This window comes from Nostoc sp. C96 (genome assembly GCF_059384975.1).
In genome coordinates, this window is record NZ_CM182020.1 from 4,810,803 (window position 1) to 4,824,377 (window position 13,575).

Below are 13,575 nucleotides of genomic sequence, written 5' to 3' on the forward strand. Positions count from 1 at the left end.
TTACCACACTAGATTTCAACACCTGCAACCCAGTTTCTACGACTTCGGCAAATTTACCTTGAGAACGGAATGCCATCATTCGAGTTTCATGGACTTTAATAGTGTCGAGCAAAGAAGTCGCAGATTGCAATATGATGTCACCCCAAGCTGCCAACTTGTCAAAGTCGGTATTTAGACAAGCTGCTTCGAGACGCTGGTGATGCAGATTTAGGTTAAGTTCGTAGTTTGTTGTCCAAGGATCAGCAGGAAGTAAATCAATGCCTTGAGTAAAATAATTGACAGCTGCATTATATGCGATCGCACTTTTAGCTTTGCATCCCGCGATGAAATTCAGTTGGGCTAACTCTAGTTTTTCATCAGGCTGAGTAATTAAATCAATGCCTTTATTCAGGTGATTGATAATTTCAAATATATGTTTATCTAGTTGAGTTGCTGGTGTATTGGCGTACAGTAATTGACCGATCGCCAAATGAGTTGCTTGTCGCTGATCGGCTACAATTAGTTTATAAGCGGCTTGTTGAATGCGATCGTGCAGAAAGCGATAAGTCAAATTCACAAAATCATCATCAATATTTTTCTGGGAATTAGTTTGTGCTTCACTCTCTGTCTGAAAGAATTTGTAAGTTTGGCTAGTTGGCAAAATTAAACCTTCATGCAAAGCTTTCCATAATGCGGTTGCAGTAGTAGTGAAAGACTGCTGAGAAACTATGGCTAAAGTTTTTAAATCAAAAGCATTACCAATACAAGCAGCTAACTGCAAAACATTTTGCGTTGGTTGAGGTAACTTCTGCAACTGTTTGGCGACAAATTTCACGACATCATCAGTAAGAGATAGGGACTGAATTTGGGTAATATCACATTCCCAATAACCTTGCTGATGATTAAATGTAATTTCCCCATCTTCATATAACGCCTTGAGAAACTGGGTAATAAAAAACGGATTACCTTGAGTTTTACGCTCAATTAATTTTGTCAGAGGTTGCGCTCGCTCGGTTTTACAACGTAAAGTATCAGCTACTAACTGATTTGTATCCTGCTCAATCAGCGGTGCTAGAGTAATAGTATTAATCGTCGTTCCAGCTTTCTTCATCTCTTCCACCGTCAACATTAACGGATGTGAGGGCGACACTTCATTATTCCGATAAGCACCCAACAACAACAGATAGTTTTTATCTTCCATCAACAGTTTAATTAACCCAAAAGAAGCCAAATCTGCCCACTGTAAATCATCCAAAAATATCACCAGTGGATGTTCCGCTGTCGTCAACACCGCAATAAACTTTTGAAACAGCAAATTAAACCGATTTTGTGCCGCAGTTCCCGATAGTGACGGTGCTGGAAGTTGTTTACCAATCACTCGTTCTAGTTCGGGAATTACCTCAATCAAAACTTGTCCATTTTCTCCCACCACTGCTAAAATTTGACTGCGCCACTGTGCCAATTTTGCATCCGATTCTGATAACAACTGTCCCATCAAATCTCGCAAAGCCTGGACAAAGGCACTGAAGGGAATATTCCGATTAAATTGGTCAAATTTACCTTTGATAAAATAGCCTTGCTGACGGGTAATTGGTTTGTGGACTTCATTAATGACAGCGGTTTTGCCAATCCCGGAAAATCCCGCTACTAACATCATTTCTGATGTGCCATTGGCGACGCGCTCAAAGGCTTGTAATAAGCGATTAACTTCGGTTTCTCTACCATATAGTTTTTCGGGAATTAAGAAGCGATCGCAAATATCCCGTTCACCGATGAGAAAATCTGTAATTGCTCCTGTATCTTGGAGTTGCGCTAAACAAAGTTCTAAATCATACTTTAATCCCAAAGCACTTTGATATCTATCTTCGGCATTTTTCGCCATTAATTTCAACACAATATCTGAAAGCACTTGCGGAATTTCTTCCCTGTTCCCGATGACTGTTGGCATTTTCGCTAAATGACAATGCACCAATTCCATTGGGTCAGTGCTATTAAATGGTAATTCTCCGGTTAACAATTCATAGAATGTCACACCCAAAGAATAATAATCACTCCGGTAGTCAATGGCGCGGTTCATTCTCCCGGTTTGTTCTGGGGAGATATAAGCTAAGGTTCCTTCCAAAACATTGGGATTTTTGATTTCTTGGGTTTCTTTGGGTAGTAATGAAGCGATGCTAAAATCAATGATTTGGACTTGTTTTGTTTGGGGATGAATTAAGATATTTGCGGGTTTAATATCTTTATGAATCACTCGATTTTGATGTAATTCATGGAGACTGGTGGTGAGTTGCAGGGCTATACTCAAAAATTCTGCCAGGGAGAGGGGATGAGTTTGCATATATTCGCGTAATGCGATTCCCCCTGTATCTGCCATCACCAGAATATAACTGTTGTGATATGTTTCTAATGATAATGGCTGAATAATGCCGACAATGTTGAGATTTTTGCTAATGGTGTATTGATTGCGGAGTTGCAGTAGTTCTTGAAAGGTAGGGTATTCTGAGGTTAATAGCTTGATGACGACGGGGAGTTGATCTGATTCGCGGATAGCCCGATATACTTGGGTTCTGGAGCCTGCGTACAGTTGTGCGCTTATTTCATATCCGGGAATGATGGGAGCTTTAACTGTCGCCATCTAAATGTACCTCATAGCACAAGTTGGTTTTTGCTGTTCATCAACAAGCAGTGCAGAGCTTGTCTAGACTTTGTTAGTATTCCCACCAACTAGATATTGATTAACGGTATGTACAGATATGATTTACGCACAAACTTTTGCTGTCGAGATTGGCTATGAAATTCAAAAATCAAGGGTTTGGGTTAAGGGGTATAGGTGAGTAAAAACCCTTAAACCCTTAAACCCTTCTTTAAGGATTAAACATCAACCAGGAGGCCAAGCCATTGGTCTTCCCCCTAAAATATGCAGATGTAAATGGAAGACAGTTTGACCAGCATCAGCATCGGTATTGATGACAACGCGATAACCATTTGTTAAACCAGCTTCTGCGGCTACACGCTTGGCGGTTAATAACAGATGTCCTAACAAAGCTGCATCTTGAGTTTCCGCCTCAGCTAATTTAGCTATGGGTTTTTTGGGAATGACGAGGATATGAACTGGCGCTTGCGGATTAACATCTGTAAACGCTAAAGCTAAATCATCCTCATAAACGATATTGGCGGGAATTTCCCGACGAATAATCTTACTAAAAATTGTGTCTTGATTAGTCATTGGTCATTTGTTATTTGTCATTTGCCAATTGTCAATAATAAGACGGACGGATGACTAATGACTAAGGAATAAAATAATGCTGGCGAGAGTCTGGAGTGCATCAATTGTTGGTATCGATGCTGTAAAAGTGGGGGTGGAAGTCGATGTATCGGGGGGATTACCAGGAATTATTGTCTTGGGGCTTCCAGATAGCGCGGTTCAGGAATCGAAAGAGAGGGTGAAGGCTACCTTAAAAAATGCTGGTTTTGCTTTTCCGATGCGGAAAATCGTGATTAACTTGACTCCGGCTGATTTACGCAAGGAAGGCCCTTGTTTTGATTTGCCGATTAGTGTGGGTATTTTGGCGGCTTCTGAGCAAATTAATGCTGATTTATTGGGAGATTATCTATTCTTGGGTGAGGTTTCCCTAGACGGGAGTCTGCGCCCGGTGGCTGGGGTTTTACCCATCGCTGCTACTGCCCAAAAAATGGGAATTGCCGGTTTAGTTGTACCTGCTGACAATGCCCAAGAAGCGGCTGTAGTAAAAGGATTGGCTGTTTATGGTTGTCAAAGTATATCGGAAGTAGTTGATTTATTAAATAATCCTGGATGTTACCAACCTGTAAAGATACATGATGTAGTTGAGGCAGTACAAGTATCTTATCCTAATGCAGATTTACATGATGTTAAAGGACAGGCTCATGGTCGGCGTGCTTTAGAAATTGCGGCTGCTGGCGGACATAATTTGATATTTGTCGGCCCTCCAGGTAGCGGCAAAACAATGTTAGCTAGACGCTTATCTGGAATTTTACCACCGCTGGAATTTTCTGAAGCTTTGGAAGTAACTCGGATTCATTCTGTCGCTGGATTATTAAAAAATCGTGGTTCTTTAGTGCGCGATCGCCCTTTTCGCAGTCCTCACCATTCTGCATCCGGCCCTTCTTTGGTTGGTGGTGGTAGTTTTCCCCGTCCTGGGGAAATATCACTTTCTCATCGCGGTATACTTTTTCTTGATGAACTCACGGAATTTAAACGTGATGTTTTAGAATTTCTGCGTCAGCCTTTAGAAGATGGCTATGTCACCATTTCTCGCACAAAACAATCTGTTGTTTTTCCCGCACAATTTACTTTGGTAGCAAGTACCAATCCCTGTCCTTGCGGTTACTACGGCGATACCATTCAACAGTGTACCTGTTCGCCCAGACAACGAGAACAATATTGGGCAAAGCTTTCTGGGCCATTAATGGACAGAATTGATTTGCAGGTGGCAGTGAATCGCCTCAAACCAGAAGAAATTACTCAACAACCCACAGGAGAGTCATCAAAATCTGTACGGGAACGAGTACAACAAGCACGCGATCGCAGTATTCATCGCTTTCAATCAGAAACAAGTCTGCGGTGCAATGCTCAAATGCAAAGCCGACATCTGCCACTATGGTGCAAGTTAGATGATGCTAGTCGTTCTTTATTAGAAGCCGCAATCAATAAATTGGGTTTATCAGCGAGGGCGAGCGATCGCATTCTCAAAGTTGCCCGCACTATTGCAGATTTAGCCGGAGAAGACGACTTACAATCTCATCATGTGGCCGAAGCTATTCAGTACCGCACCATCGATAGAATGTTGTGAAAAGTTTGCGTATAAATAAATTCTATCTTGAGAAAGCTGCACAAACCCCTTTAGGAAGATGTCGCTATTTATAAAATCAGTATCAAATATATCAAGGAAGAAAGCGATATCCTCCAACAAGGAGACTAGGTAAATGAATTTTCAGGCAATTGTGGGGCTGTTTCAAGAAACTTTTCAGGAATGGAGTGAAGATAAAGCTTCGCGTTTAGCCGCAGCATTAGCTTATTACACAATTTTTTCCATCGCACCGTTGTTGATTATTGTCATTGCGATCGCTGGTGCAGTATTTGGCGAAGAGGCTGCTAGAGGTGAAATTGTCCGGCAAATTCAAGGTTTAGTCGGGCCAGATGGAGCCAAGTTTATCGAAATCGCCATCCGCAACGCCAGCCAACCAAAAACAGGTGCGATCGCCTCAGTAATTAGTATTTTACTTTTACTTTTAGGTGCGACAGGCTTATTTACTGAACTTCAAGACGCTCTGAATACAATTTGGGAAGTCAAACCAAAACCCGGACGGGCGATGAAAAATGTTGTGCGTCAGCGTGCTTTATCTTTTGCGATGATTTTGGGTATTGGTTTTTTACTATTAGTCACACTGGTTATTAGTACAGCTTTAACGGCAGTAGTAGGTTATTTTAGCAACTTACTCCCTGGTGTAGATGTTATTTGGCAAGTTGTTAACTTTATTCTTTCTTTTGCGATTACGACAATACTATTTGGACTAATTTTCAAAGTTTTACCAGATGCCAAAATTACCTGGAATGATGTGTTAATTGGCGCTGTGATTACCTCCCTATTGTTTTCTTTGGGTAGATATTTACTAGGTCAATATCTTGGTAACAGCAGTTTTGGCTCAACTTATGGTGCAGCGGGTTCACTAGTAGTAATTCTCGCTTGGGTTTATTACGCAGCCCAAATTCTATTTTTTGGCGCAGAATTTACGCAAGTTTACGCCAGAAGATATGGTAGCGGTATTCGGCCAACACGCAATGCTATACCCATGAATAATAATGGTCAATCAAAACGCATCAACAGCGATCGCAGATAAATATCACAAAGTACTGAGTACCCAAAAATGGACAAATGGTTTTATATTGATTGGCCAGCAATTTTTATTCCTAGTATTAGCATTTTAGAATTAATTATTCGGGGTTCTCTAGTTTATCTGGCGTTGTTCTCAATCTTACGTTTTCTTCCTAGCCGACAGATAGGAACACTAGGAATCACAGATTTACTAGTAGTTGTATTGTTTGCTGAAGCAGCCCAAAATGCAATGGCAAGTCACTATACATCAATTACCGAAGGTGGAATTCTAGTAGGCACAGTGATTTTTTGGAGTTACTTTCTCAACTGGTTAGGTTATAAATTGCCAAAATTTCAACGCTTTCTCAATCCTCCACCGCTGCTGTTGGTGAAAAATGGACAAATGATTGACCGACATCTTAAAAAAGCACTGATTACAGAAGATGAGTTGATGAGTAAGTTACGCCAACAAGGAGTGGAATTTTTAGCTGAGGTTAAATTAGCCTACATGGAATCTGATGGCAGTATCAGTATCATCACTTCAGACACAGTAACTCTTTCTCCAGCTAAACAAAAAGCACAATGAAAGTGCTGAGTGCTGAGAGAAACCATCTAAAATTCTATGCGGAAGAAAACCCTGTCCCCTGTAACCTATTAGTTCGCCAACCCAAAAATGCTGGGTGAAGGTCAGCAGAGGAGAGATTTGTACAAGTTTTCCCCCCTGCACCTCTGCTCCTGGAGCTTTCCAGCACGCAAACTTTGCCGAAGCACTATTCCCTTCTTCTTGTCTATGTAGGCTAATTAGACTGTAAAATATGACAGTTGTATTCTGCCGCGAACGTTGATTGAGCGTTATACCTTGCCCGAAATGGGCAACCTGTGGACTGAATTTTATAAATTCCAAACCTGGCTTCAGGTAGAGATTGCAGCTTGTGAAGCCCAAGCTGAATTGGGTTACATTCCCGCTGATGCCGTTGCGGAAATCAAAGCTAAGGCTAATTTTGAGCCTAAGCGGATTCTAGAAATTGAAGCGGAAGTCCGTCATGATGTCATCGCTTTCTTGACAAATGTCAATGAATATGTGGGTGAAGCTGGACGTTATATTCACTTAGGTTTAACCAGTTCAGATGTCTTAGATACCGCTTTAGCACTGCAACTGGTTGCCAGTTTGGATGTCATATCCCAACGACTGGCAGATTTGATTGAGGCAATTCGCCAAAAAGCGCGAGAACATAAGAATACCGTGATGATTGGGCGATCGCATGGTATCCACGCCGAACCCATCACCTTTGGTTTTAAGTTGGCTGGGTGGTTGGCGGAAGTATTGCGTCATCAAGAAAGGCTGAAAACTCTCAGGGAAACCATTGCTGTGGGCAAGATTTCCGGTGCGGTAGGAACCTATGCCAACATTGAACCCCGTGTGGAAGCGATCGCCTGTGAAAAACTCGGACTCAAACCGGATACAGCTTCTACACAAGTAATTTCCCGCGATCGCCACGCCGATTATGTGCAGCAATTGGCATTATTGGCAGCATCCATTGAACGTTTTGCTGTGGAAATTCGCAACTTGCAAAAAACAGACGTTTTGGAAGTTGAAGAATTCTTCGCCAAGGGCCAAAAAGGTTCTAGTGCAATGCCCCACAAGCGCAATCCCATCCGTTCTGAAAGATTAACGGGAATGGCGCGTTTGGTGAGAAGCCATGCAGGCGCAACTTTAGAAAACGTGGCTTTGTGGCATGAACGGGATATTTCCCACAGTTCTGTAGAACGAGTAGTTTTGCCAGATGCGTGTATTTTGACGCACTTTATGTTAGTGGAAATCACAGACTTGGTGAAAAATCTGCTGGTGTATCCTGAGAACATGGCGCGAAATCTCAACTGTTATGGCGGTGTAGTGTTCAGCCAAAGAGTGCTACTCACCTTAATAGACAAAGGTTTAAACCGAGAAGAAGCTTATGCGATCGTGCAACAAAGCGCCCACACTGCTTGGAATCAGCCAGAAGGAAATTTTCACGATTTGATTAGTCAAGATCCGCGAGTTACAGCAAAACTCTCACCCGCAGAAATTGAAAAGTGTTTTGATCCGCAACACCATCTCCAGCACTTGGATGAAGTTTACAAGCGCTTGGATATTTAATTTGTTTCCCCCCTTTCGGGGGGATTTTAGGAAAAATCATTGTTATAGCGTTTCTAACTCTGGTGAAGGACAAAATTACCCCTCCCCAACCCTCCCCTTGGCAAGGGGAGGGTGCGCGACAGCGCGGGTGGGGTATATTTCATCTGCTTGGGAATTGCTATAAATCATTTTTCTATGTGCTGGAATTTTTATTAGCCCTGGGTAATATAAGTAACAAATACTTATTTACAATTGCCTTAATGGTTGAAATATTTGCCATACTTTCTGCTTCTGCGGCAGCAGGGTTAAGAATAGGCATACCCCTATTAATTATCGGACTGTTGCAGGGCAGCAACTTATGGTCGCAGACTCCGATTTTATCTCACATTTCCCCGCAGATTTTGTTAGTTGTTCTCACTAGTTGGTCATTATTAGAATTCTTTGGTAGCAAAAGATTGCTGGGACAAAGAGTAATACAAGTAGTTGAGTTATTTTTATCTCCACTGGTGGGGGCAATTATGGGTTTAGCTGTCGCTTCCGCCACCGCCACACCTGAGTGGTTAATTGCTTTAACGGCTGGATTATTAGCATTCGTATTACAAATTGTGCAAGTTGGTTGGTTTTATCGCTTGCGCGGCTTGCCTTTGTGGGCGACTTTTTTGCAAGATACACTCTGCATTGCTTTAGTGTTATTTGCCTTTGGTGCGCCTTGGCAAGGGGGCTTAATTGCTTTAATATTGCTGTGGTTTGCCGTGCGTAGTGCTAAACAATGGTATGACTGGCGTTATCACAAGAAAAGTATTTATTAAGTAAGTCGGGGTGAATATTTATCGTTAGGACAAGGCAGGAGGCAGGAGTGAAGAGGGTTTTAGTATAGTTAACTTTTCTTTAGATAGTTCTGTTTTTCTGAGTCGTTCTATTTAATCTAGTAATATTACAACAAAATTCACTATTTACAATAACAATAGGCTATATAGTAATCATATTTCATTTTAAAAAAGTAGAAACGTTATTATGCAACGTTTCTACTTTTTTTATGAATGTTTAACCCAAAAATTAATATACCTGAACTTGGGCTAAACCATAGGGAACTTCTCTAGATAAACCGATATGTCCGCCTGAAATGTCATAGTAAACAAAGCTTCTATTAGGAAAAGCATTGGCAAAATCAATATTCCTAAAAGCAATATTGAGATTAGTGCCAGGAGGTATGGGTTGAGAGAAGTTAATTCTAATTCTGCGGTCATCTTCTCTGGTTATGCTAGTATCAACACGCCGACCAGATTGATCAGTTACATCGATATTGTCACTAACTTTAATAGCATCTGAAGGTCTAACTATTAAGTAAGATAGAGGCTGCATTCCTGTATAGACACTAATTGTGTGAGTATTATCGTACCCACTTGTACTGCTAATTCGCGGAGCAGTGCTATTGTAAGATATATCTTGTCGTTGGGCTTGAGCCGGCAGACAAGTAGCTGCGATCGCTAAACTCACGCTAGACAACAAAATTAATCTTTTCATTCCGAACCTCCAAATAATTGCATACAACAGCAAACAGAAAATTACTACCTAACTTTAAGTTAAGTATCTTTTTTTGATGAGCAATAGTTAATGAGATTTACCAAGCAGAGAATGAATAAATTTTGTTTAATTAATTTTTAGATTAGAAATATTTAAACAAAATCACTTCTCGCTAAGGGGATATTACCTTTATCATTCTGAGGTTTGAACTGTAGGTAAAATACTTATGGAATAAAGTTAGAGAAAATTTAGTTCAAATAATACTCTTAGAGGATGAAAAAATGTATTTTTATTTATATGTAAACTAGCAATAAGGTTAAGTATAAATATCGTAAACCTAAGTTTTTGACTGCACTTAATTAATGAGTTAGCTAAGGCTTCCACTTCCTCGAATCTCAGTGTTCGGAGGTAGAGCGTCTGCGCCAACGCATCATCAAATTCGGTGTATTACGGCTAATTTTTCATTTTTTCAAGGCTCAAATCTTTACTTAGCCGTCAAACACCCTACAGAATTTAACTAAGCAGAATATTTGATGAATGTGAGTCTCTACAAACAAAACCTGCTCTAATGGTTTATAGACAAAAATACCCTCCCAGTGATAGGGTTGTCAGTTGCTCAAGCTAAACACTGTAGTTATCTAGGTAGTTTTGCATGGTACTGGATATCTCTTCTTTGCCCTTGGCATTTCAATTTACTTCCCCAGGCCCGATTTTGGTGAAAATTGGCCCATTAACTATCCGCTGGTATGGCTTGTTGATTGCTACGGCGGTGTTAGTGGGTGTCAGCCTGTCTCAGTACTTGGCAAAGCGCCGTAATGTTAATCCAGAGTTGCTGAGTGATTTGTCAATTTGGCTGGTAATTGGGGCAATTCCCGCAGCACGACTATATTATGTTTTGTTTGAATGGGCTGAATACGTCAAGCGTCCAGAAAAGATTATCGCTATTTGGGAAGGTGGTATTGCTATTCATGGCGCAATTATCGGTGGAACAATAGCCGCTTTAACTTTTGCCAAACTCAAACGGGTTTCTTTTTGGCAATTAGCAGATTTAGTTGCACCTTCTTTGATTTTAGGACAGGCGATCGGGCGATGGGGCAATTTCTTTAACTCGGAAGCTTTTGGTAGTCCGACTAATTTACCTTGGAGATTATATATTCCCCCAGAACGCCGCCCTTCTGGATTAGAAAGTTTTGAATATTTCCATCCCACCTTTTTGTATGAATCACTGTGGGACTTAATGGTGTTTGCCTTGCTGTTAAATTTATTTTTGCGAGGTGTGTCTGGTAAGCTACGCCTAAAAGCAGGCACTTTAATTATGGTTTACTTAACGGCCTACAGCACAGGTCGCTTTTGGATTGAAGGTTTACGCACTGATAGTTTAATGCTGGGGCCGCTGAGAATAGCCCAAGTCGTAAGTTTAACAGGCATTCTCGCTGGTTTAGCTGGTTTAGCTTGGTTGTATTATCGTAAACGCCCTTTACCTGATGTGGTTGCAACTGAATAAGTAAAAAGTAAAAAGGTAAAAATTTTGAATTTTGCTTTTTGACTTCTTTAATTGACCAAAAATAAAAAATGCCCCAGATTTGACTCTAGGGCTTAACCAGGGTGCATCTACCATTCCACTCTTCTATAGTTAGAGGGTTAATCCGGAAGGATACTGAGAAAATGCCAAAAAATTTTTTGGAGAATTTTTTCGTTACGGGTAAATACGGAGAAATAATATAAGTTTTTTGTATGGAAACTCAGCTAAATTCTGTAAAAGCAACCGTTTATATTGTGGGTGCTGGGCCTGGAGATCCTGATTTATTAACTGTTAAAGCGCAAAAACTCCTCTCTAGGGCGGATGTAATTTTATTTGCTGATGCTTTAGTTCCTGAACAAATCTTAAATCTGTGCCGACCGAATGCGGAAATTATTCCGACTGCGGATAAGACTTTAGAAGAGATTGTAGCGTTGATGGTGGAACGGGTGCGATCGCAACAAAAATCTCTGGTTCGTCTCCACTCTGGCGACCCCAGTCTCTACAGTGCGGTTCACGAACAAATGCAAATGCTGGCTGAGGCTGAAATTCCTTTTGAAGTCGTCCCAGGAATTAGCGCTTTTCAAGCAGCCGCAGCCAAACTCAAGGTAGAATTAACAGTCCCCAGTCTAGTTCAAACTATCATCCTCACTCGCATCAGTGGGCGTACCGAAGTCCCAACTACAGAAGAATTAGCCAGCCTCGCCGCCCATCAAGCGAGTTTGTGCTTGTATTTAAGTGCGCGTCATGTCGAAAACGCCCAAGCTAAATTACTCGAACATTACCCAGATGATACCCCGGTGGCGATTTGCTTTCGTCTATGCTGGCCTGATGAAAAAATCAGGGTTGTTCCCCTCACGCAAATGGCGGAATGCACTCATCAAGAAAATCTTATTCGTACCACACTTTATATAATTAGTCCGGCACTGAAAGCAGCAAATGGGCGATCGCATTTATATAATCCTGAATATCATCATTTATTTCGGACTTAATTATTTATCACTTTCCCCATCTTTGCGTTCTCTGCGCCTCTGGGGTTAGATAAACTGAACAATGTAAATAAAATCAAACAGCCTAATTCGGTACTATGCCATTAATTAAAGTACAAACCTCTGTATCTGCACCTGCAAAACCTGAAGTTGAGACAATGCTGAAGAGTTTGTCAGGAAAGTTAGCCAAACATTTAGGTAAACCCGAATCTTATGTGATGACAGCCTTTGAAGCCGATATCCCCATGACTTTTGCAGGAACTACAGACCCTGTTTGTTACATCGAAATTAAAAGTATTGGGATGATGAAGCCTAACCAAACTGAAGCAATGAGTCAAGATTTTTGTCGGCAGATTAATCAAGCTTTAGGTGTACCACAAAATCGGATTTATATTGAATTTGCGGATGCTACAGGTGCAATGTGGGGTTGGAATAGCACAACATTTGGTTAGTTTGACATAGCTTTATTTCAATACGGATTTAAGATTAGCAACACCTACGGGAATACTACTTATAATGTATCTCCTGTGGTGTTTCTAGGATAAATAATTTTATCTTTGCTGCTATTCCTGGGTATGAAATTCTGGAAAAAATTCATGACTGTTCCAGAACAAGAGTTTACTGTACTAAACAACAGAAAACCAAACTCCAGTTGCTATCAAATTTCTTTATTTCTAGAACATAATCGCCAAGCATGAGGCGGTAAATTATGATGTTGGCGAAATTGACGCGAGAAATGACAAACATGTTGATAGCCTAATAGTTTGGCAATTTGCTCAACAGTCTCATCAGTATTTTGCAGTAGAGAACGAGCTTCCACCATCCGCCGTTTTACAATCCAGTTATTGACAGTTTCGCCTGTTTGTTTTGCTACTCGATTAGTTAAATAAGCGGGTGAATAACCAACCGCCTCAGCCACATCACACAGCGTAATTCCTTGGCGGAAATGAGCTTCAATAAAGTCAAAAACCTCTTTTAATTGTGGCGTAGAGGGAAAAATTGACTGAGGATTATGCGTGTCTGGGGAATTTTCTTCTATTGATGTTGAAGTTGTTTCTTGTATATTTTTGCATAAGTTTTTCCATGAGGCTTGCTTTTGGAGACGAATGGCGATCGCTCTCAGCAATTCATCTAGTGTCGAAGGTTTGGTAATATAATCATCTGCACCTAATTCCATACCTTTACGAATATCTGACCTAGTGTCGCTACCAGACAGAAAAATGAAAGGAATCATTGCTGTTGAAGGATTTTGGTTGAGCGCACTGATAACGCTGTATCCGTCCATATAGGGCATCATAATATCGCAAACTACTAAATCAGGTAGATTTTCTTGCGCTTTTTGAATACCCACCATCCCATTTTCAGCACCTATCGCATCAAAACCTTCTAGCTTCAGACCCTTTAAATAAAGAGTGCGGGTTACACTATCATCTTCAATAACGAGAATTGTTTTTGATGATTTTGCCATCATTCTGTTACTAAAATTGTTGGCTGGAAGTATCTCTTCACCTCTTTGCTGAGTCTTTAACAGGGACACAATTAATTACTCCTCAGTTTTTTTGTAGTTCCAAGTTATGAATTTTGAGTAGACAA

Annotated in this window: 11 protein-coding genes and 1 pseudogene; 8 read left to right on the forward strand and 4 right to left on the reverse strand. The window is 40.8% G+C overall.

The genetic code is table 11. The features are described 5' to 3' along the window. Positions 1-13: 13 nt before the first annotated feature. Positions 14-2,614, reverse strand: a pseudogene (locus AC504W_RS20610) (ATP-binding protein); the annotation flags it as partial. A 243-nt stretch (positions 2,615-2,857) separates the two neighbouring features. After that, the gene (locus AC504W_RS20615) at positions 2,858-3,205 is read right to left on the reverse strand and encodes a histidine triad nucleotide-binding protein (protein WP_494874087.1); all 348 of its coding nucleotides are present in this window, start codon (positions 3,203-3,205) and stop codon (positions 2,858-2,860) included. 76 nt (positions 3,206-3,281) lie between these two features. On the opposite strand from AC504W_RS20615, the gene AC504W_RS20620 reads away from it, so the two are divergent. From AC504W_RS20620 to AC504W_RS20640, 5 genes are all read left to right on the forward strand, one after another. Continuing rightward, entirely contained in the window at positions 3,282-4,811 is a 1,530-nt protein-coding gene (locus AC504W_RS20620) for a YifB family Mg chelatase-like AAA ATPase (RefSeq protein ID WP_494874088.1), read from the forward strand. A gap of 133 nt (positions 4,812-4,944) precedes the next feature. Continuing rightward, positions 4,945-5,859, forward strand: a complete 915-nt coding sequence (locus tag AC504W_RS20625) for a YihY/virulence factor BrkB family protein (protein WP_096579446.1) — start codon at positions 4,945-4,947, stop codon at positions 5,857-5,859. A 27-nt stretch (positions 5,860-5,886) separates the two neighbouring features. After that, complete coding sequence (locus AC504W_RS20630; RefSeq protein ID WP_494874089.1) at positions 5,887-6,420, forward strand: DUF421 domain-containing protein; 534 nt, start codon at positions 5,887-5,889, stop codon at positions 6,418-6,420. A 255-nt stretch (positions 6,421-6,675) separates the two neighbouring features. Beyond that, positions 6,676-7,971, forward strand: a complete 1,296-nt coding sequence (gene purB / locus AC504W_RS20635; protein ID WP_494874090.1) for an adenylosuccinate lyase — start codon at positions 6,676-6,678, stop codon at positions 7,969-7,971. A gap of 239 nt (positions 7,972-8,210) precedes the next feature. Further along, positions 8,211-8,759, forward strand: coding sequence for a DUF4126 domain-containing protein (locus AC504W_RS20640; protein WP_494874091.1), 549 nt, complete (start codon positions 8,211-8,213; stop codon positions 8,757-8,759). A gap of 247 nt (positions 8,760-9,006) precedes the next feature. Here the strand turns inward: AC504W_RS20640 and AC504W_RS20645 are convergent, their stop codons facing one another. Then, entirely contained in the window at positions 9,007-9,474 is a 468-nt protein-coding gene (locus AC504W_RS20645; protein ID WP_494874092.1) for a DUF2808 domain-containing protein, read from the reverse strand. A 652-nt stretch (positions 9,475-10,126) separates the two neighbouring features. Here AC504W_RS20645 and lgt point away from each other — a divergent pair. The 3 genes from lgt to AC504W_RS20660 all read left to right on the forward strand — a co-directional run bounded on the left by lgt (position 10,127) and on the right by AC504W_RS20660 (position 12,434). Continuing rightward, positions 10,127-10,978, forward strand: a complete 852-nt coding sequence (gene lgt / locus AC504W_RS20650; RefSeq protein WP_103124401.1) for a prolipoprotein diacylglyceryl transferase — start codon at positions 10,127-10,129, stop codon at positions 10,976-10,978. Between the two features lie 230 nt (positions 10,979-11,208). Then, a complete protein-coding gene (cobM, locus tag AC504W_RS20655; RefSeq protein ID WP_494874093.1) occupies positions 11,209-11,985 on the forward strand; it encodes a precorrin-4 C(11)-methyltransferase in 777 nt (258 codons plus the stop codon). A 95-nt stretch (positions 11,986-12,080) separates the two neighbouring features. Beyond that, positions 12,081-12,434 carry a phenylpyruvate tautomerase MIF-related protein gene (locus AC504W_RS20660; RefSeq protein ID WP_494874094.1) on the forward strand — a complete coding sequence of 118 codons (354 nt, stop codon included), beginning with the start codon at positions 12,081-12,083 and terminating at the stop codon, positions 12,432-12,434. Positions 12,435-12,640: 206 nt separating this feature from the next. Here AC504W_RS20660 and AC504W_RS20665 read toward each other — a convergent pair whose 3' ends face one another. Continuing rightward, on the reverse strand, positions 12,641-13,453 hold the full coding sequence (locus AC504W_RS20665; RefSeq protein WP_494878709.1) for a response regulator transcription factor: 813 nt from the start codon (positions 13,451-13,453) through the stop codon (positions 12,641-12,643). Between the last annotated feature and the right edge of the window lie 122 nt (positions 13,454-13,575).